This window comes from Polymorphospora rubra, from assembly GCF_018324255.1.
GTDB classification, from domain to species: Bacteria; Actinomycetota; Actinomycetes; order Mycobacteriales; family Micromonosporaceae; genus Polymorphospora; species Polymorphospora rubra.
This window is the reverse complement of sequence record NZ_AP023359.1, coordinates 1,157,699-1,179,369: the sequence shown is the minus strand read 5'-3', so window position 1 is coordinate 1,179,369 and position 21,671 is coordinate 1,157,699. Positions and strand designations below refer to the sequence as shown.

Genomic DNA, 21,671 nt, shown 5'->3' with positions numbered 1-21,671 from the left:
CGTGATCCCACCCGCTCTCGACGCCACCGTCCTGGACCGTGCCGCCCGGCATCCGGACCGGCCCCTCTACGTGTTCGACGACGGCCGGCCGGTGTCGGCCGGCGAGTTCGCCGAGCTCGCCGGCCGGGGCGCGGCCGTGCTCGCCGCGCTCGGCGTCGGCCGGGGCGACCGGATCGCGGTGTGGGCCGAGAACGGCCCCGGCTGGCTGGTCCTGCTCGCCGCCGCGGCCTGGCGGGGCGCCGCCCTGGTGACCCTGCACCCCGGCCTGACCACCCCGGAACTGACCACGGCCCTGGCCCGCAGCCGCCCGCGCCGGCTCTTCGTCGCCGACCGGGTCCGCGACCGCGACGGTCGGACCACCGCCGCGCAGGCCGTCGCCGGGCTGCCGGCCGACGCCCGCCCGGACGGCTGGCACGCGTACGGCGACGACCTGGCCGGGCTGCCCGGCTGGACCGACCCGGCCCCGGCCCCGACCGGGCACCCGGACGCCGCGCTGAACATCCAGTTCACCTCGGGCTCCACCGGCCCGGCGAAGATGGTCTCGCTCAGCGCCCGCAACCTGATCACCAACGCGGAGTGGACGGCCGCCGCCGCCCGGCTCGGCGCCGACGACCGGATCGCCTCGCCGCTGCCGCTGGCCCACGCCGCCGGCCTCGGCAGCGGCGCCGTACTCGCCCTGGTCAGCGGGGCACTGTGGGTGTCGGCCCGCAGGTTCCGGTCCGAACCGGTGCTGGCACAGATCGCCCGGCACCGGTGCACCGTGCTGCAGGCCGTACCGACGATGGCGACCATGCTCGCCGACCGGGTCGAGGCCGACCCGGACCGGTACGACCTGTCGTCGCTGCGGGTCGGGTTCCTCGGCGGCGCCCCCTGTGCCCCGGCCCTGCTGGCCCGCACCCGCCGGGTGCTCGGGCTGGACCGGATCGCGGTGATCTACGGCCAGACCGAGGCCGGACCGACGATCAGCGTCGACCCCGGCGACGGAACCTGCGGCCTGCCCGGCAGCACCGTCGGCCGGATCGTGCCGGCGCTGTCCGCCGTCGTGGTCGCCCCCGGCACCCGGACCGAACTGCCCGCCGGCCAGGCCGGCGAACTGCTGGTCCGCGGTGACTCGGTGACCGCCGGCTACGTCGACGACCCGGCAGCCACCCGGGCGGCGATCACCGAGGACGGCTGGCTGCGTACCGGCGACCTCGGCGCCCTCGGCGTCGACCGGATCTTCACCCTCACCGGCCGGGTCAAGGAACTGATCATCCGGGGCGGTGAGAACGTCAGCCCGGCCGAGGTGGAGGCCGCGCTGCTCCACGATCCGGCCGTCGCCCAGGTCTGCGTACTCGGCGTGCCGTCGCCGCGCTGGGGCGAGGAGGTCGGCGCGCTCGTCGTCGCCGCGACCGGCACCGAACCGGACCCCGACCGGCTCGCCGGGGTCGCCGCCACCCGGCTGGCCCGGCACAAGGTGCCGACGCTGATCCGTACGGTTCCGGGCCTGCCGCTGCTGCCGTCCGGAAAGGTCGACCGGCGTGCCGCGCTCGGCCTGCTCACCGGTGAGGGGGACCGCTGATGCAACTCGGCTCCTGTTTCCTGGACTCGCTGACCGTCACCAGCTTCTTCGGCAACGCCGAGATGCGCGGCGTCTTCAACGACCGGCAGCTCATGCAGTCCTGGCTCGACGTCGAGGCGGCCCTGGCCCGTGGCCAGGCGAGCCTCGGCACCATCCCGTCGGCCGCCGCCCGGGCGATCACCGAGACCGCCCGGCTCGACCGCCTCGACACCGCGGTCCTCGCCGCCGACGCGGCCGACACCGTGCACCCGCTGGTGCCGCTGGTCCGGGCACTGACCGCCGCCTGCCCCGGCGACGCCGGCCGCTACGTCCACCTCGGCGCGACCACCCAGGACGTCATGGACACCGGCTTCGTGCTGCGCGCCCGGGCCGGCCTGGACATCGTCCAACGCCAGGTCGACGAGTTGGTACGCATCCTGCGCCGGCTCGCGCTGCGGCACCGCACCACCCCGATGCCGGCCCGTACCCACGGCCAGCAGGCGCTGCCGACCACGTTCGGGCTGCGCTGCGCGGTGTGGCAGAGCGAACTGCAACGGCACCGGTCCCGGCTGGCCCAGATGCGGGACCGGCTGCTGGTCACGAGCATGGGCGGGGCCGCCGGCACGATGGCCGGCTACGGCCCGCAGGCGTTCGCACTCGAACGCGCCGTCGCCGACGAACTCGGCCTCGGCGTCGCCGACACCCCGTGGCACGCCACCTCGGACCGGTTCGCCGAGTGCCTGATGGTGCTCGGGCTGGTCGCCGCCAGCGCCGAGAAACTGGCCCGGGAGGTCTACTTTCTCGGCCGTACCGAGGTCGGCGAGGCGTACGAGCCGCAGCGGGCCACCCAGGTCGGCAGCAGCACCATGCCGCACAAGCGCAACCCGATCCGATGCGAGGCGGTCATCGCCGCCGCCGGCACGCTGCGCGCCCAGGTGCCGCTGGCGTTGCAGACCATGGTCGCCCAGGACGACCGCGACATGGGCGTCGGCATGACCCTGTGGAAGCTGCTGCCGGAGTGCTTCATCCTCATCGGCGGCGCCCTGGAACGGCTGGTCGAGGTCTTCGGCGACCTCGGCGTCAACCCGGACCGGATGCGGTCCAATTTGGACATCACCGGCGGGCTGGTGCTCTCCGAGGCGGTCATGCTCCGCCTCGCCGGCCCGCTCGGCCGCGAGCAGGCCCACCACCTGGTGATGCGGATCGTCCGCGACAGCCTGGAGCAGAACCGGCCGTTCGCCGACGTGCTGCGCGCCGACCCGCAGGTGGCCGCCGCCCTGCCCGGCACCGAACTGGCCGGGCTTCTCGACCCGCTGTCGTACGTCGGCCACGCCGCCGCGCTGGTCGACCGCGCCCTACTGAACTCGGAGTCGCCGTGACCGCTGAACAGTCCGTGCTGCTGCACCGCTCCGGCCGGCTGGCCCGGGTGACGCTGAACCGGCCGGTCAAACGCAACAGCTTCGACCTGGCGATGCTCGCCCGCTTCGAGGACGTGCTCCACGAACTCGGCCGGGACCGCGACGTCGAGGTGGTGGTGCTCACCGGCGCGGATACGGCGTTCTGCGCCGGCACCGACCTGCGTGAGCTGGCCGGCCTCGACGCCGAGACCACCATGTACGTCCAGCGCCGCACCGCCGAACTTGTCGAACGCTGGTACCGGCTGGAGCAGACCACGGTCGCCGCCTTCAACGGGCCGGCGATCGGTTCGGGGGCCGTACTCGGGCTCGCCAGCGACCTGCGGGTGGCCGCCGACAGCGCGTACTTCACCTTTCCCGAGGTGACCTTCGGCATCCCGCTGACCTGGAGCGGCATGGCGATCCTCGCCGACCTGGTCGGCGCCGACCTGGCCAAGCGCTGGCTGCTGCTCGGCGAGCGGGTCGAACCCGCCGACATGCTCGCCCTGCGCCTGGTCACCCGGGTGGTTGACGCGGACGGGCTACCCGACGCCGTCACCGGCATCACCGACCGGCTGCTCGCCACCTCGGCGGTCGGCCGCTCGATGACCAAGCGGGCCGCCCGGCTGGCCGGCCCCCGGTTCGACGCGGTCGCCAACGACTCCTACCTCGGCGCGCTGAGCGTCGCGCTGCGCCCGCCCGGCGACTACCTCGACCGCGGTGCCCGGTGAGGGTCTTCGAGGCGATCGCCGACGCCGTCGTGGCGCACGGCGTCGACACCGTCTTCGGCCTGCTCGGCGACGCCAACATGTTCCTGGTCGCCGACCTGGTGAACCGGCACGGCGTACGGTTCGTCGCGGCCCGCAACGAGAACGCCGCGGTGATGATGGCCGACGGGTACGCCCGCACGACCGGCCGGTGCGCGGTCGCCACCGTCACCCAGGGGCCGGGGCTGGCGGTCGCCGGGGCGGCGCTGACCATCGCCCGGCAGGCCCGCACCCCGCTGGTGCTGATCGCCGGCGACACCCCGCCCGGCGACCCGTTGCACGTGCAGAGCTTCGACCAGCAGCCGTACGCGCTGGCCACGGCGGGCAGGTTCGTGCCGGTCACCGGCGCCGGAACCGCCGTACGCGATGTCGGGCTGGCGTTCCGGGCGGCCCGCGAGCTGCCCGGCCCGGTCGTCCTGAACCTGCCGATCGACCTGCAGGAAGAGTCCGTGCCGGCGGGCACACAGGCGGCACCGCCGGTGCTGCCCCGCCCGCCGTGCCCGCTCGTGCCGGATCCCGCCGACGTCGAAGCGCTCGCGCAGCGGCTGCGTACGGCCGACCGTCCGGTGCTGCTCGCCGGCCGGGGCGCCGAACCGGCCGCCGACGCGATCAGGGAACTCGCCGACCGCAGCGGCGCGCTGCTGGCCACCACGCTGATGGCCGCCGGCCTGTTCACCGGCCACCCGTACGACCTCGGGGTGGCCGGCGGGCTGTCCCGGCCGCCGACCCGGCGGGTACTGGCCGGGGCGGACCTGGTGGTCACGTTCGGAGCCGGCCTCAACCGGTGGACCGCCGACCACGGTGTCCTCTTCGCGGACGCGACGGTGGTCAGCGTGGACGTCGACCCGGCCGCGATCGGCGCCCGCTGGCCGGTGGCCGCCGGGGTGGTCGGCGACGCGGGGGAGACGGCACGGGCGGTGTCGGCGCTGCTGGCACCGGTGGAACGGCCGTACTGGCGCAGCCCGGAACTGGCCGCCGAACTCGCCACGGCCGACCCGTTCGACGACCTCTACCTCCGGTCCACGGTGGACCGGATCGACCCGCGGGCGTTCATCCGGATCTGCGCCGAACGGCTGCCACGGGAGCGGACCACCGTCGTCGGTGTCGGTCACTTCGGCGGCTGGCCCAACCTGCTGCTCGACTCGGCCGCCACCGACCGGTCGTTCGTGGCGCCGTGGGAGTTCGGCAGCATCGGCGTCGGGCTGCCGTTCGCGGTCGGCGCCGCCGTGGGCCGCCCGGACCGGCCGGTGGTCGCCTTCGAGGGCGACGGCAGCCTGCTCACCGGACTCGGCGAACTCGACACCCTGGCCCGGGTCGGTGCCCCGGTCCTGCTGGTGGTCCTCGACGACGCCGCGTACGGCGCCGAGGTGCGCAAGCTCGCCCCGCGCGGGGTGGACCCGGACCTGGCCCGGTTTCCGGACCGGGACCTCGCCGCCGTGGCCCGCGCGCTCGGGGTGCCGGCGTGGACGGTCACCGACGAGGCGGGCGCGCGGGCGGCCTTCGACGCGGTGCTGCCGCTGACCGGCCCGGCGCTGCTGCACGTGAAGGTCCGCCCCGACGTGGTGCAGGAGAAGTTTTGACCGGCTCAGTCGCCCCAGGCCTCGCCGAAGCCGTAGCCGAGTTGGCGGGACAGTTCGTCGGCGGTCCGGCACGCGGCGGCGGCGAGTTCCGCCATCCGGTCGCCGTCGACCCGGAAGATCGGGCCGGAGACGCTGATCGCGGCGGTGACCCGGCCGTGGCGGTCGCGGACCGGTGCGGCGACGACCCGCAGGCCCTCCTCGCTCTCCTGGTCGTTGAGCGCCCAGCCCTGCTGCCGGACGGTTGCCATCCGGGACACGAACGTGTCCAGATCGGTGATCGTGTTGGCGGTCAGGGCGGTGAACGGCGCGGTGGCCAGGGTGGCCCGCAGCGCGGCGTCGTCCTGGTCGATCAGCAGTGCCTTGCCGGCCGCGCTGCACCACAGCGGGATGCGCCGGCCGAGCCGGGAGACGAGCTGCAGGTTGCGGGTGCCCTGTACGACGTGGATCGAGATCGCGTCCAGGCCCTCCAGGACCGACAGGTTGACGCTCTCGCCCTCCTCCTCGGCCAGCCGGTGCACCAGCGGGCGGGCGAGGGTGTGCAGGTCGAGGCCGGCGAGGTAGCGCGCGCCGAGTTCGAAGACGGCGACCCCGAGCCGGTAGTTCCCGTTCTCCTCGTTGCGCTGGAGGAAGCCGGCGTCGGCCAGCGCCCGGAACAGCCGGCTGGCGGTCGACTTGTGTAGGCCGAGTTCGCGGCTGACGTCGCTGACCTTGCGCTCGGTCTCGGTGCCGCGGAAGGCGAGCAGCACGCTGAGCGCGCGGTCCAGCGCCTGCGTACCCGACTCGCGGGGGGCCGGCCCGTCGTCCGGGGTGGCGTCAGTGGCGTACGGCATCTTGCTTCCTCAACTCTCCGTTGCTAGGTTTCATAATATAACTCTAGGACCACATTATGGTCCACCTGAAGAGGTGGTCAGCCCGAGCGGTCCACCCGAAGAGGTGGCCAGTAGGAGCGGTCCACCCCGTTCTCCCGCCGCCGGGATCGAACCGGAAACCAGTGAGGCATCCGCATGACTGTGAACCCGATCGACCTGGAAGTCGTCACCGAAGGTCTCATCTCGATCGTCCGGGAGATGCGACAGACGATCTTCCGGACGGCGCACTCGCCGGTGATCGCCGACGCGCAGGACTTCTCCTGCGCGCTGTTCGACCCGCAGGGGCAGATGGTCGCCCAGGGGCGGGACATGCCCGGCCACGTCATCGCCATGCCGGCCTCGGTCGCCGAGATCTTCGCCGACTTCGCCGACGAGATGCGCCCCGGCGACCTCTACATCGTCAACGACCCCTACCGCGGCGGCAGCCACCTCAACGACGTCACCCTGATCAGCCCGGTCTTCGTCGACGGGAAGCTCTTCCTCTTCCCCTGCGTACGCATGCACTGGGCCGACATCGGCGGGATGACCCCGGGCAGCGTCTCCGGCCAGGCCACCGAGATCCTCCAGGAGGGTCTGCGGATCCCGCCGATCAAACTGATCGAGGAGGGCCGGCCCAACCGCGCCGCGTTCGACATCGTCTTCGCCAACGTCCGGATGGCCGACGAACGCCGCGGCGACCTCGAATCCAGCATCGCCGCCTGCCACACCGCCGAGCGTCGGCTGCGTGAACTCGTCGCCCGGCACGGCACCGGCCTCGTCCTCGAATCCGTCGCCGCCAACATGGACCGCACCGAACAGCGGCTGCGCGACATGATCCGGGCCCTGCCGGACGGCACCTACCGCTACGAGGACTACCTCGACCTCTACACCGACGGCCGCTACGACGCCGCCATCGTCCGCTGCCGGCTCACCGTCGACGGCGACGAGATCGAAGCCGACTTCCGCGGCTCGTCGACCCAGGTCGCCGCCGTGGTCAACTCGTCGCGGGCGATGACCGTCGCGGGCGTCTTCATCGCCGTCAAGTCGGCCCTCGACCCCGGCGGTCTGGTCAACCACGGCGCCTTCCGGCCGCTGCGGGTGCACACCGAACCCGGCACCGTCGTGCACGTCAGCTATCCCGCCCCGGCCAACGCGCACAGCGAGGTCCGCAAGCGGGTCATCTCCGCCGTCATGGCCGCCCTCAGCCAGGTGGCGCCCGATCTCATCGCCGCCGACCAGTTCGGCACCACCTTCCAGAACCTCATCGGCGGCGTCGACGAGCACACCGGACGGCCCTACCTCTACTACGACTACCCGGCCGGCGGCAACGGCGGATTCCTCGAATCCGACGGGCCCAGCGCGATGAACCCCGTCGACCTCGGCGACATCTCCACCATCCAGTCCGTCGAACGGCTGGAGACCGAGATCCCGATCCTCGTCGAGGCGTGCGAGCTGCGCACCGGATCCTGCGGCGACGGCGTACGCCGTGGCGGGCTCGGCAGCCGCCGGGAAACCCGGCTGCTCGCCAGCGGCGGCGCGTACTCGGTGCAGACCGACCGGACCACCGTACCGCCGTACGGGCTGCGGCACGGCGGCCCCGGCGCACCCACCGTCACCCACCTCCGGCGCCCGGACGGCGAACGCGTCGACTTCGCCACCCCGGCAAGGTCGCCGGCTTCCCGATGCGCGAAGGCGACGTACTGGTGATGGAATCCGCCGGTGGCGGCGGCTGGGGCGACCCGCTGGAGCGGGCACCCGAAGACGTCGCCGGGGACGTGGCCCAGGAATACCTGAGCGCCGACGACGCACGGCAGCGCTACGGCGTCGAACTCGACCCGGCCGGACAGGTCGACCCGGCCGCGACCGCCGCCACCCGGCAGCGGCTGCGGGAGGCGCGGCGGTGGCTGCGGACCACCGTCACCGCCAACCCCGCCTACACCGGGCAGCGCGGGCAGCGCCGGCTGGCGTACGTCGCCCCCGGCAGCGGCCTCGCCGAGGACACCCTCGTCGAGGTCCACGGTGGACACCCGGCCCCGCTGCGGGCCTGGATCCGGCACGACGCGGCACTGGCCGCGGACGAACTCGCCCTCGACGACGACGGGCTGCAGATTCTCGGCACGGCCGCACACGACCGCTCCCACGTGCGGGTGCTCGCCGGGGGAGGAGGGGCATGAGCAAGGTCTTCCGGGTGCCGCTGGTGCCGGCCCGGGGCGGCACCACCACCGCCCCGCGGGCCCAGCGGCCGGCGACGGCACCGACCCGGCCCGGCATCGTCGCCGGCTGCCTCAGCCCGCACCCACCACACCTGATCTACGCCGAGAACCCGCCACAGAACGAGCCCCGCTCCACCGGCGGCTGGGAGACGCTGCGCTGGGCGTACGAGCGGCTGCGTGCCCGCATCCGCGACGTGCACAAGCCGGACGTGCTCATCGTCCACGCCCCGCACTGGATCACGATGGTCGGCCACCACGTCAACTGCGTACCGAACCCGCGCGGCATCTCCGTCGAACCGATCTTCCCGCACCTGTTCCGCTACCGGTACGACTTCCGCACCGACGTCGAACTCGGCGAGGCGATCGCCGACGAGGCCAGCGGGCTCGGCCTGGTCACCCGCAAGCTGCGCGACCCCCGGGTACGCGTCGACTACGCCACCATCGGCGCGCTGCACCTGGCCAACCCGGCCTGGGACATCCCGGTGGTGTCGCTGTCGGCCAACAACAACCCGTACTTCTACTCCGACGCGTCGCTGTCGGAGATGGAGGTCCTCGGCGAGGCCACCCGCCGCGCCGTCGAGGCCACCGGCCGCCGCGCCGTACTGCTCGCCTCCAACTCGCTGTCGCACCTGCACTGGCACGAGGAACCCGAACTGCCCGAGGACATGGAACGGGAACACCCGTACAACAACCACCAGTACCGGTGGGACATGAAACTGCTCGAGGCGATCCGGCGCGGACCGACCGCGCCGCTGCGCGAACTCATCCCCGAACACATCGAGGCCACCGCCTCGGAGACCAAGGCCGGCAGTCTCACCTGGATGCTCGCCGCGATGGGCTGGCCCAAGGTCGCCGGCGACGTGCTCGGCTACGGCACGATCATCGGCACCGGCAACGCGGTCGTGGAATGGCTGCCCGAGGGGAGCCACCATGGCTGACCGGACCGGGATCGTCGCCGGGGCGCTGCTGCCCGGCATGCCGCACCTGCTCGCCGAGCAGCCCGCGCCGAGCTGGTCGGCGCTGGCCGACGCGGCCCGCGACGTCGGCGCCCGGCTGCGCCGCCTCGAACCCGACGTCGTGCTGCTGCTGTCGACCCAGTGGTTCACCGTCCTCGGCCACCAGTTCCAGTGCGACCCCAACCCGCGCGGCGGGCACGTCGACGAGAACTGGTACGCCTACGACTACGGCCTGCTCGACTACGACCTGCGGTTCGACGTCGACTTCACCGAACGGTGGGCCGACCGGGTGCAGGCCGGCGGGATGCAGGCCCGACGGACCCGCTACGACGGGTTCCCGATCGACACCGGCACGATCGTCACCTCCGCCCTGCTCGACCCGGACCGCAAACTGCGCTGGGCCCAGGTCTCCTGCAACCTCTACGCCGACGCCGACACCCTCGCCGACGTCGGCCGGGCCGGCGCCGCCGCCGCCCGTGACGCCGGCCTGCGCGCCGCCGTCGTCGTCGTCACCGGGATGTCCTCCGGCCTTATCCAGCAGTGGATCGAGCCCGACCAGGACCGCATCGGCGAACCCGGCCACGACCAGTGGAACACCCGGATCCTCGACCTGCTCACCGCCGGCAAGGTCGACGAGGTACTCGCCGTACGCGAGGACTTCGCCCGGCAGGCACAGGCCGACAGCCAGTTCCGCGCCCTCGCCTTCGCCGCCGGTGCCGAGGCGACCACCGGCCCGGCCCACCTGCACGCGTACGGCCCGATCTGGGGCACCGGCGCCGCCGTCCTGTCCTGGAACCTGCCCGACCACCAGTAAGGAGAAACCATGCGGAACATGGCCGTGGGCTTCGTCGAAGCCGAAGGCTTCACCCCCATCTTCGACGCCGTCGACGCGATGGTGAAGGCCACCGAGGTCGAGGTGACCAAGGTCGTCCGGCTCGGCGGCGGGATCGTCGCCGTCGCCGTACGCGGTGACCTCGCCACCGTCGAGGAAGCCGTCGACATCGGCGAGGAGACCGCCCGGGCCAAGAGCCGCTCGGTGCGTTCGATCGTCTTCGCCAGCCCCTGCGACGCCGTCAGCGCCCTGGCGGCCGACCCCCAGCTCGTCGGCAACTGACCCGGTAAGGAGAACCAGACATGTCGTCCGACATCGCGATCGGAATCGTCGAGACCCGCGGCCTGGTGGCCCTCTCGGCGGGCATCGAAGCCATGATCAAGACCGCTGACGTACGGTGCGTCGGCGTCGAACGGGTCACCAGCGGCTACCTCGCCGTCGCCGTACGCGGCACCCTCGCCGCCGTACGCCAGGCCGTCGCGGCCGGCGAGGCCGCCATCCGTGCCCACGGCGAACTGCGCAGCTCGCAGGTCTACCCGAAGCCGCACCCGACCACGGCGGCGCTGCTCGACAACCCGGAGACCGCCCGGATCCGCGAGGTCATGGCCGGCCTGCGCGGAGAAGGCTGATGCTGCTCGGCGAGGTCGTCGGCAAGGTGTGGGCGGACCGCATCCTGTCCCCGCTCCAGGGCCGGCGACTCGTCCTGGTCCGGGTCCGGCCGGACGGCCCCGACCTGGTGGCCGTCGATCCGCTGAACGTCGGCGTCGGCACCACCGTGCTGGTCGTCACCGACGAGGCCGCCGCCGCGGTCACCGGTGAGGCCACCGTCGACGCGGCCGTCGTCGCCCTGGTCGCCGACACCGGCGCCGCACCCACCACCGACTGACCGAGAGGTACGCACATGACCGGGCTCTGGTCCCCGACCCTGCTCACCGGCCGGCCGGACGGCGAGCCGACCGTGCTGCCCAACTTCGTCGGCGGCGAGTTCGACACCTCCGGCACCCACTTCGCCAAGGTCTCCCCGGTCACCGGGGAAACCATCCGGTACGTCGCCGAGGCCGATCGGTCCATGGTGGACGCTGCGGTGGGTGCGGCGCGGTCGGCGTTGGCTGGTCCGTGGGGTCGGATGGGTGAGCGGGAGCGGGCGGCGGTGTTGTATCGGGTGGCCGACGAGTTGGAGCGTCGGTTCGATGATCTGGTGGCGGCGGAGGTCGGTGATACGGGTAAGTCGATTTCGCAGGCGCGGACTCTCGATATTCCGCGTGGTGCGGCGAACTTCCGTGCCTTTGCGGAGATCGTGTCGACGGCGCCGACGGAGTCTTTTACGACGGTGACCCCGTCGGGTGGTCGGGCTCTGAATTATGCGGTGCGTAAGCCGGTGGGTGTGGTGGCGGTGATCGTGCCGTGGAATCTGCCGTTGCTGCTGCTGACGTGGAAGGTCGCGCCGGCTCTGGCGTGTGGGAATGCGGTGGTTGTGAAGCCGTCGGAGGAGACGCCGTCGTCGGCGACGTTGTTGGCCGAGGTGATGGCGGCGGCGGGGGTTCCGGATGGTGTTTTCAATGTGGTGCATGGGTTCGGTCCGGGGTCGGCGGGGGAGTTTTTGACTCGGCATCCGGGGGTGGATGCGATCACGTTCACGGGTGAGTCGGCTACTGGTGGGGCGATCATGCGGGCGGCGGCGGATGGGGTGAAGGCGGTGTCGTTCGAGTTGGGCGGCAAGAACGCCGGCCTCGTCTTTGCCGACGCGGATCTGGACGCGGCTGTCGAGGGCTCGGTGCGGTCGTCGTTCACCAACGGTGGCCAGGTGTGTCTGTGCACGGAACGGCTCTATGTTGAGCGGCCGGTGTTCGACGAGTTCGTGTCCCGGTTGGCGAAGCGGGCGGACGAGTTGAGCTTCGGCTGGCCGGCTGACGAGGCGACGGTGAACATGCCGCTGATTTCGCACAGGCATCGGGAGAAGGTCCTCGGTTATTACGACTTGGCCCGTGCCGAGGGTGCGACGGTTCTGGCTGGTGGTGGGGTGCCGCGGTTCGGTGACGGCCGGGATGGTGGCGCCTATGTCCAGCCGACGGTGTTGACCGGTCTTGGCCCGGATGCGCGTGTCAACCGCGAGGAGGTCTTCGGACCTGTCTGCCACGTGGCGCCTTTTGATGACGAGGACGAGGCATTCGCTCTGGCCAACGACAGTGAGTACGGGCTCGCCGGAACGGTGTGGACCCGTGATGTGGGTCGGGCGCATCGGGCGGGGGCGCGTTTGGAGGCGGGGATCGTGTGGGTGAACACGTGGTTCCTGCGGGATCTGCGGACGCCGTTCGGTGGGGTGAAGGCGTCCGGTGTCGGGCGTGAGGGTGGCACCCATTCCCTGGACTTCTATTCGGAGCTGACGAACGTGTGTGTGGATCTGTCATGACTGATGTTGCGCGGGTGGCCGGACTGCTCCGGTCGGCGTACGAGAGTGGGACGCCGGTTCCGCCGCTGCGTGGCGACCTGTTGCCGGTCGGCGATGTCGATGCCGCGTACGCCGTTCAGCAGGCGCAGGTCGCCGATTGGTTGGCGGCTGGTCGGCGTCGGGTCGGGGCGAAGATCGGTTTGACGTCGCCGGCGGTGCAGCAGGCGTTCGGGGTCTACCAGCCCGACTTTGGGGTGTTGTTCGCTGACATGGCGGTCCCGGACGGCGGCGAGGTCGACCTGGGTGGGTTGATCCAGCCTCGGGTGGAGGCGGAGGTCGCGTTCGTCCTCGGCGCTGATCTGCCGTTCGAGCGGGTGACGGTCGCCGACGTGATCCGGGCGACCGACCACATCCTTCCGGCGGTCGAGATCGTGGATTCGCGGATCGCGGGGTGGGACATCTCGATCGTGGACACCGTCGCCGACAACGCCTCCTCCGGCTTGTTCGTGCTGGGTAACCAGCCCCGGCGCCTGTCGGACGTCGACCTGCGGGTGGCGGGCATGGTTCTCGAACAGGCTGGCGAGCCGGTCTCGGTTGGCGCGGGCGCCGCCTGCCTCGGTAACCCCGTGCACGCGGTCGCCTGGTTGGCGCAGACGCTCGCCGCCGCCGGCAGCCCGCTCGCCGCCGGTGATGTGGTGCTGTCCGGGGCGTTGGGGCCGATGGTGTCGGTCACCCCCGGGGCGGCGTATGAGGCGCGGATCTCTGGCCTGGGCTCGGTCCGGGTCTGCTTCGGGACGAGGGAGGAAGCGTGACCACGGGTGTGGCGGTGATCGGGTCGGGGAACATCGGTACCGATCTGATGATCAAGGTGTTGCGGTTGTCGGAGTCGTTGCGGATGGTCGCGATGGTCGGTATCGACCCCGACTCCGACGGTCTGGCCCGGGCCCGCCGGCTTGGTGTGGCGACCACGGCCGAGGGCATCGACGGGCTGCTCGGGATGCCGGAGTTCGCGGACGTGCAGGTGGTCTTCGACGCGACGTCGGCGGGTGCGCACAAGCGGCACGCTGAACTGTTGCGGGAGCATGGCCGTCTGGTGGTGGATCTGACCCCGGCCGCTGTCGGTCCGTACGTCGTGCCGCCGGTGAATCTGGACGAGCATCTGTCCGAGCCGAACGTGAACATGGTGACCTGCGGCGGTCAGGCGACCGTCCCGATCGTCGCGGCGGTCGGACAGGTCACGCCGGTGGCGTATGCGGAGATCGTGGCGTCGATCGCGTCGAGGTCGGCGGGGCCGGGGACGCGGGCGAACATCGACGAGTTCACCGAGACGACGGCGCGGGCGATCGAGGTCGTGGGTGGGGCTCGGGCGGGTAAGGCGATCATCGTGTTGAACCCGGCCGATCCGCCGCTGTTGATGCGCGACACGGTGTACTGCCTGTGCCCGGACCGGAATGTGGACCGGGATGCGATCGCCGCGTCGGTGGAGGCGATGGTCGCCACCGTTGCCGAGTACGTTCCCGGCTACCGGCTCAAGCAGACGGTGCAGTTCGACGACGTGGACGCCTACGTGCCGGCTCTGGGAACGTCGTTCGCCGGGGTGCAGGTGTCGGTGTTCCTGGAGGTGTCCGGGGCCGGGCACTACCTGCCGGCGTATGCGGGGAATCTGGACATCATGACGTCGGCGGCGTTGCGGACGGCGGAGCGGATGGTGGCACTGCGCGCCGAGAAGGGGGTGCCGGCATGAGCTTGTATATCCAGGATGTGACGTTGCGGGACGGGATGCACGCGGTGCGGCATCAGTTCACCGTCGACCAGGTGCGTAGCATCGCCGCCGCCCTCGACAGTGCTGGTGTGGCGGCGATCGAGGTCGCGCACGGCGACGGTCTGGCCGGCTCGTCGGTGAACTACGGCCATGGTGCGGCGTCGGACGCGGACTGGATCGCGGCGGCGGCCGAGGCGGTGACGAACGCGAAGTTGACGACGTTGCTGCTGCCCGGGATCGGCACGATCGCCGACCTGAAGGCGGCCCGTGATCTCGGGGTGACCAGTGTGCGGATCGCGACGCACTGCACGGAGGCGGACATCTCCGCCCAGCACATCGGCTGGGCGCGGGAGAACGGTATGGACGTGTCCGGGTTCCTGATGATGTCGCACATGAACGACCCCAAGAACCTTGCCGGGCAGGCGAGGTTGATGGAGTCGTACGGGGCGCACTGTGTGTATGTCACCGACTCGGGTGGTCGGCTGTTGATGCGTGACGTGGCGGAGCGGGTGGATGCGTACCGGCAGGTCCTCGACCCGGGCACGCAGATCGGGATCCACGCCCACCACAACCTGTCCCTCGGTGTGGCGAACAGTGTCGTCGCGGTCGAACACGGCACCACGAGAGTGGATGCGTCCCTGGCCGGGCACGGCGCCGGGGCCGGGAACGCGCCGCTGGAGGTGTTCGTCGCGGTCGCGGAGTTGCACGGTTGGGAGCACGGTTGTGACGTGTTCGCGTTGATGGACGCCGCCGAGGACCTGGTCCGGCCGTTGCAGGACCGGCCCGTGCGCGTGGACCGGGAGACCCTGACGCTGGGCTATGCCGGGGTGTACTCCAGCTTCCTGCGGCATGCGGAGCGGGCGTCGGACCGGTACGGGGTCGACGTCCGTTCGATCCTGGTCGAGTTGGGCCGCCGCCGGATGGTCGGCGGTCAGGAGGACATGATCGTCGACGTTGCCCTCGACCTGGTCGGCGGCAAGGAGGGCAAGCCGTGACCGACCTCGCCACCATCGCCGAACAACTCGACCGGGCGGCGACCAGCCGTACCGCGACCCCGCAGTTCGGGTCCGACGCCGGGCTGGACGTGCCCACCGCGTACCGGATTCAGGAGGCCGTGGTCGCCCACCGCCTGGCCCGCGGCGAACGTCCCGTCGGATTGAAGCTGGGGCTGACCAGCCGGGCCAAGATGGCGCAGATGGGTGTCGACGAGGTCATCTGGGGCCGGCTCACCGACGCCATGCACATTCCCGACGGCGGCACGATCAGCCTCGCCGACCACATCCACCCGAAGGCCGAACCGGAGGTCGCCTTCCTCGTCGAGGGCGGCGCGATCGCGGCGGTCGCGCCGGCGATCGAGGTCATCGACTCCCGCTACATCGACTTCCGTTTCACCCTGCCCGAGGTGATCGCCGACAACACGTCGGCGAGCGGTTTCGTGATCGGCGCCTGGCAGCCGGTTCCGGCCGGGATCGACAACCTCGGGGTGTTGCTGGAGGTCGACGGCCGCACCGTCCAGATCGGATCGACGGCCGCCATCCTCGGCGACCCGCGTCGGGCCCTGGCCGAAGCGGTCCGGCTGGCCGGCGCCGGCGGCGTCGAACTGACCGACGGCTCGGTCCTGCTCGCCGGCGCGGCGACGGCCGCCGTACCGCTGCGGCCCGGCGCCCACGTCCGGGTGGTCGTGGAATCGCTCGGCACCGCGTCGCTGAAGGCGATCCCGTGACCGCCGGACCCGAGCCCGGCGCGAAGGGTGGCGGGGTCGTGGCCGGCAAGGCCACCCCACGCGGCCGGTTCCCGCACGTCAAGGTAGCCGGCAACCTGGTCTTCGTCTCCGGCACGTCCAGCCGCCGACCGGACAACACCATCGCCGGCGCCTCCGTCGACCCGATGGGCACCACCGACCTCGACATCCGCGTCCAAACCCGGGCCGTCATCGAGAACATCCGCGACATCCTGCACTCCGTCGACGCCGACCTGACCGACCTCGTCCAGATCACCACCTACCTCGTCAACATGAACGACTTCGGCGGCTACAACGAGATCTACGCCGAACACTTCGACGAGACCGGACCCACCCGCACCACCGTCGCCGTACACCAACTCCCACACCCGCACCTGCTCATCGAGATCCAGGCAGTGGCCGTACGCCGGGGCTGACGGCGCCGCGACCGGTGGACGTCCGCTGGCAGGATGTGGCCGGTGGAGACGGTCGACTGGGCGGGGCTGGAGCACGCGTACGGCAGTGCCGAGGACGTACCTGCGAACCTGCGGGCGCTGACCTCGGCGGATGAGGAGGAGCGGCACGGTGCCTTCGGCGAGCTGTACGCCAGCATCGTCCACCAGGGCACCCGCTACGAGGCGAGCGCCTATGCGGTGCCGCCGCTGCTGGACCTGATCGCCGACCCGGCGACCCCGGACCGGTGGCTGGTCGGGCAACTGCTGGTGCTGATCGCGATCGGCAGCGACGAGGCGTGGCTGCCCGACGGGCTGCCGGTCGAGGAGTTGCGGGCGGCGGCGACCGGTGGTGCCGAGGCACTGCGACGGTACAAACGCGACGAGCCCCTGGGCGATGCGGACCAGGGGCGGATGTACGCGCATTTCGACCTGCGCGCGTACGAGGCGGTCGGCGCCGGCCTGCCGCTGCTGCGTCGGGTCGCCGCCGCTGAGGGCGACGCCGACCTGAGCACTGTCGCGGCGTACACGCTGGGCTGGTTTTCGGAACCGGAGCCGGCGGCGAGCCTCGCCGTGCTGGCGGTGGTGGCGACGGACCCGGACCGCGACGAGGTCCAGGTGGCGGTCGCGGTGGTGGCGGCCGGGATGGTCGGCGCCGACGGTGCCGACCGGCTCGCCGCGACGGCACTCGACGACGAGCGGCCGGTGGTGCGCTGGGCGGGTGCCGTCGCGTCCGCCCGCCTGCACGGGCCGGCGACCGGCGAGCGGGCGGTCACCGAACTGCTGCGCTGGGCCGGCGGCACCGACGAACCGGACCCCCGGATCCCGTATCTCGAGGGCGACCTGGGCGGCTACGCGTCGCTGGCGACGCACCAGCTCGGGTCGGCGTACGCCGACGCCGCGTTCGACGCCCACCTGGCCCGGCTGCCGAAGGTCCAGGCCATGCCGGCACTGACGGTCGTCGGCGCGGCGCTGCGGCTGGCGTTCCCGGCCGGCCCGGTGCCGGCGGGTACACCGTTCACGGCACTCGACGACCGGCAGCGCCGGCTGGTCCGGGTGCTGGCCGCCGCACCCGGTTCCTGGTGCTGGTCGGGCCGGCAGGAGTTCGGCAACTTCAGCATGGCGGTCGGCGAATACGGCCTGCCGAACAGCAACTCCCGTATGCGTGGGTACGCCAGAACCGTCTGACCAGGTAAAAGAAGACTCCGTCTGGCGATACTATCTCTAGAGAAAGTATCGCCAGAGAAAGTCTTTGGAGGATCTGTGGTCGCGTTCGTGGGGCGGGAACGGGAACTGAGCGTGCTCGGCACGCTGCTCGACGACGTGGCTGCCGAGATCGGCACCGCCCGGCCCGGCCGTTGCCTGCTCATCCGTGGACGGCGGCGGATCGGCAAGTCCAGCCTGGTCGAGACGTTCGTCGGTGCGGCCGGAGCGCCGTCCGTCTTCTACACCGCCGCCGGGGCGTCGTCCGAAGCCGAACTCGAAGTCCTGACCGACGCCGTCCGTTTCTCGACCCTGCCGGACCGGGCCGTCTTCGACGAGGCGATCCCGGGGAACTGGACGGCCGCCCTACGCCAACTCGCCGGCACCCTGCCCGACGACCGGCCGAGCGTGGTCGTCATCGACGAGATTCCCTACCTGATGGACCGGATCGACGCGTTCGAAGGCATCCTGCAACGTGCCTGGGACCGGGAACTCAGCCGGCGTCCGGTGCTGCTCGTCCTGATCGGCTCGGACGTGTCCATGATGGAGGCCCTCGGCTCCTACGGCCGGCCCTTCCACCAGCGGGGACAGGAGATGGTCCTCGGTCCGCTCAACCCGGCCGAGGTCGGCCGGATGCTCGACCTCGATCCGCCGGCCGCTTTCGACGCCGCGCTCGTCACCGGTGGACTGCCGCTGATCTGCGCGGCGTGGCGTCGGGGCATGGATCTCTGGGACTTCCTCGCCGCGGAACTGGCCAATCCCGTGTCGGCCCTGCTGGTCAGTGCCGAACGGTCGCTCGCGGCGGAGTTCCCCGACCATGCCCACGCCCGCGCCGTACTCTCGGCGATCGGCAGCGGCGAGCGGACCTTCACCAACATCGCCCGGGCGGCGGGTGGGATCGCCAACACGACCCTGACCCGGGCCGCCGAGTTCCTGGTCCGCAAACGGCTCGTCGCCGCCGAGTTGCCGCTCTCCACGCGGCCGTCGAAGGAACGCCGTTACCGGGTCGCCGACCCGTACCTGCGGTTCTGGTTGCACTTCGTGCAGCCGCATCTGCCCGAGATCGAACGGATGCGCGGCGACCTCACCCTCGACCGGGTCCGGGCGGGCTGGACGACGTGGCGCGGCCGCGCGATCGAACCGCTGCTGCGGGAGTCGCTCGCCCGGCTGCTACCCGACGACAACCTGCCGTCGGCCGCCGCCGTCGGCGCCTTCTGGACCCGGTCGAACGACATCGAGATCGACATCGTCGGCGCGGACCGCGAACCGATCGCCCGGGAACTGCTCTTCCTCGGCTCGGTCAAGTGGCTGGAGCAACGGCCGTTCGACGCCCACGACCTCGCCGCGCTGCACCGGCACCGGGCGTTGCTGACCGATCTGCCGGTCCCGTTGGTCGCGGTGAGCCGAAGCGGGGTCACCTGCACCGGGCTGGACGCGGCGTACGGTCCCGCCGAACTGCTCGCCGCCTGGCGGCCGGCGCCGCGCTGACCGCCACAGCCCGTCGTCAGTACAAGAGCAGGGCGCCGGCCAGGGAGATCAGAGCGCTCATCAGCAGGGCGGCGCCGCAGCCGACGCCGGTCACCGCGCTCACCGGCAGGGACCGGGCCCGCGCCACCGGTACGGCGACCAGCGCCACGACGGTCAGCAGCACCGCCGGCAGGTGGATGAGCGGATAGTGCAGCAGCACCGCCACCGGGAAGAGGTGCAGCCCGACCACGAGGGCGACCCAGGCGGGGATCAGCTCCTTGCGCCGGGTGACGGCCAGGAGCACGGCGCCGAGGCCGGCGGCGCCGAACTCGATGGCGACGACCAGCCCGAACGCCCTGCTGGTGTCGGGGTCGAAGACGGTGCCGTCGGTCCAGTGGCGCCAGGCGAGCAGGCCCCCGGCGACCGCCGTCAGCATCGACACGCCGGAGCCGATGCCGAGCCACTTCGGCCAGGCCGGTGGTGGCTTCTCCTGTGCCCACCCGAACCAGCCGGAGGCGAAGAAGCCGAAGATGACGGCGGTCATGGCCGCGTCCCGGACGAAATCTGCGGTCACCGGTCGTGCCCCCTTCGTCCGGGGGCGGCTCCCGGACCCCGTCACCGTACGCGAGGCGTTCCACCTGGACGGACGCCGCCGCTGGATGCCGGGGCAAGATCGGCCCGGCTGTTACGGTGGCGCCATGTCCGACCCCGCGCGTCCCACGGCCGGCGGAGTTGTCGCGAAGCGCCGGGAGGCGAGCACCCTTCTCGCCGCCGCGCTGACCAACGGGCCGGCCGAACTCGTCGACTTCGTACTCCCGCTCTGGGCCGGCATCGCGCTGGGCGCCAGTGCCACCGAGGTCGGCCTGCTCGTGGCCCTGGAACTGGCCGTGTCGGTGGTCGTCCGCCCGATCGCCGGTGTGCTGGCCGACACCCGGGAGCGTCGCTACGTGGCGGGTGCCGGGGCGCTGCTCTACGGCCTGTCCTGCGCCGGCTACGCGGTGGCGGGCAGCATGCCGGTGGCGTATCTCGCCGCGGTTCTCGGCGGCGTCGGCGGCGCCCTGCTGTGGGTGGCCGTACGCGCCATCGTCGGGGAACGGCTGGCCCGGGACACGACCGTCTACCCGCGCCTGATGTCGGCCCAGGAGACCGGGACCTGGGTCGCCTTCGTCGCCGGGTTGACCCTGCTCGGCTTCGTCGACTTCCGCGGCCTCTTCCTGGCCTGCGCGGCGGCCTGCCTGGTCGGGGCGGTGGCCCTCTTCGCGATGCCGGCCCGGCGGGCGCCGGCGGGGGAGCACGGCGGTGCCGACGTCGCCGGCGCGGTCGGCCTCGGTGCGGTCGGGCGCCGGCTGCGTCCGATGCTGCTCGCCGTCGTCGTCACGATGACCGCCGAGGCCGCGATCGGCATCCTGCTGCTGCTGCACCTGCAGCGCGGGTTCGACCTCGAGGTCATCGAGATCGCGTACGTCTTCCTGCCCGGCGCCATCGCGATGAGCGTGCTGCCCGGCTACCTGCACCGGTTCGTGCTCAGGTTCGGCCGTACCCGGGTGCTGGCGACCGCCTCGGTGGCCAGCGCCGCGTTCGCCGCGAGCCTGTCGCTGGCCCCGAACCCGTGGGTCCTCGCCGGACTGTGGGTCCTCAGCGGTGCCGCGTGGGCGGCGGTGATGCCGATCCAGCAGGCGGTGATCGCCGAGGCGTCCGGCGCGCAGACCGGTCGCGGGATGGGGCTGTACGAGTCGGCGGCCCTGGTCGGCGGGGTGGTCGGTTCGCTGGCCGGCGGCCTGCTCTACGACGGTGGCTCGTGGGCGTTGGCCTGCCTGGTCGCCGCCGTGGTCATCCTGTCCGGAGCGCTGATCGTGCCCCGGTCGGTGCGTGCCCTCGGGGTCGCCGACGTCCCGACCGTCACCGAGCCCGACGAGTCCGATGTGGACGCGAATGGGGCGGCGACGGCGGGCGGGGGAGCGGTGGTGGCTCCCGCACCGGGGGTCGTACCCGTCGTACCCGTCGCGACCCGCCCGACGGAGCCGGTGTCGCTGACCAGGCCCGAGCCGTCCGTGCCCGGGCCGTCCGCCGATGCGCCCGGCGGCGCGCGATCCGGCGGGCCGCCCGTCCCGGGGGCGACGGAACGGTCGGCGGCCCCGGAGCCGGCGACGGCCGGGAAACCGCCGAAGACCCCCCGTCAGCGCCTGGTCGAACTCGGCCAGCACGCCGCGCTCTTCGCCGCTGCACAGGTCGGGCTCGCGGTGTTCGGTGTCTCCTGGCTGTGGGACCTGCTTACCGGCCGGCTGTCCGGACTCGTCATGCGCGGCGGCGTCGAGCACGACGGGCCGGCCGCCATCGCGTACGGGGTGGGCCGGATCTGGACCATCGTGCTGGTCGTCGACGTGCTGTGGACCTTGATCCAGGTGTCGCGCTCGCGACGCCGGTAGGTGGCCGCCTAGGCTGGCCGGGTGGCAGCGTGTCCCGAGCTGACCAGGCCGCGTCCGCGCGGTCCCGGTCTCTCCGGGGAAACCCCGGGGACGTCACCCGTACCACCGCATCGCGTCGCCTG

The 21,671-nt window shown here is 72.2% G+C and carries 22 protein-coding genes; 20 read left to right on the top strand and 2 right to left on the bottom strand.

Annotation, left to right across the window (positions count from 1 at the left end; translation table 11 throughout):
- Position 1 precedes the first annotated feature (1 nt).
- From Prubr_RS05250 to Prubr_RS05235, 4 genes are read left to right on the top strand one after another with little or no spacing between them, the layout of a single operon-like run.
- A complete protein-coding gene (locus Prubr_RS05250) occupies positions 2 to 1,561 on the top strand; it encodes a class I adenylate-forming enzyme family protein (protein ID WP_212822161.1) in 1,560 nt (519 codons plus the stop codon).
- On the top strand, positions 1,561 to 2,919 hold the full coding sequence (gene purB, locus Prubr_RS05245) for an adenylosuccinate lyase (protein ID WP_212822159.1): 1,359 nt from the start codon (positions 1,561 to 1,563) through the stop codon (positions 2,917 to 2,919). The genes Prubr_RS05250 and purB overlap by 1 nt, the downstream gene beginning before the upstream one ends.
- Positions 2,916 to 3,665 (top strand): enoyl-CoA hydratase/isomerase family protein, encoded by a 750-nt coding sequence (locus tag Prubr_RS05240; RefSeq protein WP_246568338.1) that lies wholly within the window; start codon positions 2,916 to 2,918, stop codon positions 3,663 to 3,665. Before purB ends, Prubr_RS05240 begins: the two co-directional genes overlap by 4 nt.
- Positions 3,662 to 5,281, top strand: a complete 1,620-nt coding sequence (locus Prubr_RS05235; RefSeq protein ID WP_212822157.1) for a thiamine pyrophosphate-binding protein — start codon at positions 3,662 to 3,664, stop codon at positions 5,279 to 5,281. Before Prubr_RS05240 ends, Prubr_RS05235 begins: the two co-directional genes overlap by 4 nt.
- A gap of 5 nt (positions 5,282 to 5,286) precedes the next feature.
- On the opposite strand, the gene Prubr_RS05230 is transcribed toward Prubr_RS05235, so the two are convergent.
- Positions 5,287 to 6,111 (bottom strand): IclR family transcriptional regulator, encoded by an 825-nt coding sequence (locus tag Prubr_RS05230; protein WP_212822156.1) that lies wholly within the window; start codon positions 6,109 to 6,111, stop codon positions 5,287 to 5,289.
- Positions 6,112 to 6,285: 174 nt separating this feature from the next.
- Between Prubr_RS05230 and Prubr_RS05225 the strand changes: the two genes are divergently transcribed.
- From Prubr_RS05225 to Prubr_RS05160, 15 genes are all read left to right on the top strand, one after another.
- The gene (locus Prubr_RS05225; protein WP_246568336.1) at positions 6,286 to 7,836 is read left to right on the top strand and encodes a hydantoinase B/oxoprolinase family protein; all 1,551 of its coding nucleotides are present in this window, start codon (positions 6,286 to 6,288) and stop codon (positions 7,834 to 7,836) included.
- The gene (locus tag Prubr_RS36675) at positions 7,812 to 8,303 is read left to right on the top strand and encodes a hypothetical protein (RefSeq protein ID WP_246568334.1); all 492 of its coding nucleotides are present in this window, start codon (positions 7,812 to 7,814) and stop codon (positions 8,301 to 8,303) included. The genes Prubr_RS05225 and Prubr_RS36675 overlap by 25 nt, the downstream gene beginning before the upstream one ends.
- Complete coding sequence (locus tag Prubr_RS05220) at positions 8,300 to 9,280, top strand: DODA-type extradiol aromatic ring-opening family dioxygenase (RefSeq protein WP_212822155.1); 981 nt, start codon at positions 8,300 to 8,302, stop codon at positions 9,278 to 9,280. The genes Prubr_RS36675 and Prubr_RS05220 overlap by 4 nt, the downstream gene beginning before the upstream one ends.
- Entirely contained in the window at positions 9,273 to 10,112 is an 840-nt protein-coding gene (locus Prubr_RS05215) for a DODA-type extradiol aromatic ring-opening family dioxygenase (RefSeq protein WP_212822154.1), read from the top strand. Before Prubr_RS05220 ends, Prubr_RS05215 begins: the two co-directional genes overlap by 8 nt.
- A 9-nt stretch (positions 10,113 to 10,121) precedes the next feature.
- Entirely contained in the window at positions 10,122 to 10,412 is a 291-nt protein-coding gene (locus tag Prubr_RS05210) for a BMC domain-containing protein (RefSeq protein ID WP_093408679.1), read from the top strand.
- Positions 10,413 to 10,432: 20 nt separating this feature from the next.
- Positions 10,433 to 10,759 (top strand): BMC domain-containing protein, encoded by a 327-nt coding sequence (locus Prubr_RS05205; protein ID WP_212822153.1) that lies wholly within the window; start codon positions 10,433 to 10,435, stop codon positions 10,757 to 10,759.
- Positions 10,759 to 11,016 (top strand): EutN/CcmL family microcompartment protein, encoded by a 258-nt coding sequence (locus Prubr_RS05200; RefSeq protein WP_212822152.1) that lies wholly within the window; start codon positions 10,759 to 10,761, stop codon positions 11,014 to 11,016. Before Prubr_RS05205 ends, Prubr_RS05200 begins: the two co-directional genes overlap by 1 nt.
- A 15-nt stretch (positions 11,017 to 11,031) precedes the next feature.
- On the top strand, positions 11,032 to 12,540 hold the full coding sequence (locus Prubr_RS05195) for a 2-hydroxymuconic semialdehyde dehydrogenase (RefSeq protein WP_212822151.1): 1,509 nt from the start codon (positions 11,032 to 11,034) through the stop codon (positions 12,538 to 12,540).
- Positions 12,537 to 13,331: a 2-keto-4-pentenoate hydratase gene (locus tag Prubr_RS05190; protein ID WP_212822150.1), complete on the top strand. Its 795-nt coding sequence runs from the start codon at positions 12,537 to 12,539 to the stop codon at positions 13,329 to 13,331. The genes Prubr_RS05195 and Prubr_RS05190 overlap by 4 nt, the downstream gene beginning before the upstream one ends.
- Positions 13,328 to 14,263, top strand: coding sequence for an acetaldehyde dehydrogenase (acetylating) (locus Prubr_RS05185; RefSeq protein WP_212822148.1), 936 nt, complete (start codon positions 13,328 to 13,330; stop codon positions 14,261 to 14,263). The genes Prubr_RS05190 and Prubr_RS05185 overlap by 4 nt, the downstream gene beginning before the upstream one ends.
- Positions 14,260 to 15,276, top strand: a complete 1,017-nt coding sequence (gene dmpG / locus Prubr_RS05180; RefSeq protein ID WP_212822146.1) for a 4-hydroxy-2-oxovalerate aldolase — start codon at positions 14,260 to 14,262, stop codon at positions 15,274 to 15,276. Before Prubr_RS05185 ends, dmpG begins: the two co-directional genes overlap by 4 nt.
- Complete coding sequence (locus Prubr_RS05175; protein ID WP_212822144.1) at positions 15,273 to 16,004, top strand: 2-keto-4-pentenoate hydratase; 732 nt, start codon at positions 15,273 to 15,275, stop codon at positions 16,002 to 16,004. The genes dmpG and Prubr_RS05175 overlap by 4 nt, the downstream gene beginning before the upstream one ends.
- Positions 16,001 to 16,438, top strand: a complete 438-nt coding sequence (locus Prubr_RS05170) for a RidA family protein (protein ID WP_212822137.1) — start codon at positions 16,001 to 16,003, stop codon at positions 16,436 to 16,438. Before Prubr_RS05175 ends, Prubr_RS05170 begins: the two co-directional genes overlap by 4 nt.
- A 42-nt stretch (positions 16,439 to 16,480) precedes the next feature.
- On the top strand, positions 16,481 to 17,641 hold the full coding sequence (locus Prubr_RS05165) for a hypothetical protein (protein ID WP_212822135.1): 1,161 nt from the start codon (positions 16,481 to 16,483) through the stop codon (positions 17,639 to 17,641).
- A 75-nt stretch (positions 17,642 to 17,716) separates the two neighbouring features.
- Positions 17,717 to 19,144: an ATP-binding protein gene (locus Prubr_RS05160; RefSeq protein ID WP_212822133.1), complete on the top strand. Its 1,428-nt coding sequence runs from the start codon at positions 17,717 to 17,719 to the stop codon at positions 19,142 to 19,144.
- A gap of 16 nt (positions 19,145 to 19,160) precedes the next feature.
- Here the strand turns inward: Prubr_RS05160 and Prubr_RS05155 are convergent, their stop codons facing one another.
- Positions 19,161 to 19,697, bottom strand: a complete 537-nt coding sequence (locus Prubr_RS05155; protein WP_212822131.1) for a hypothetical protein — start codon at positions 19,695 to 19,697, stop codon at positions 19,161 to 19,163.
- A 124-nt stretch (positions 19,698 to 19,821) separates the two neighbouring features.
- Between Prubr_RS05155 and Prubr_RS05150 the strand changes: the two genes are divergently transcribed.
- A complete protein-coding gene (locus Prubr_RS05150; protein ID WP_212822126.1) occupies positions 19,822 to 21,549 on the top strand; it encodes an MFS transporter in 1,728 nt (575 codons plus the stop codon).
- Positions 21,550 to 21,671 lie beyond the last annotated feature (122 nt).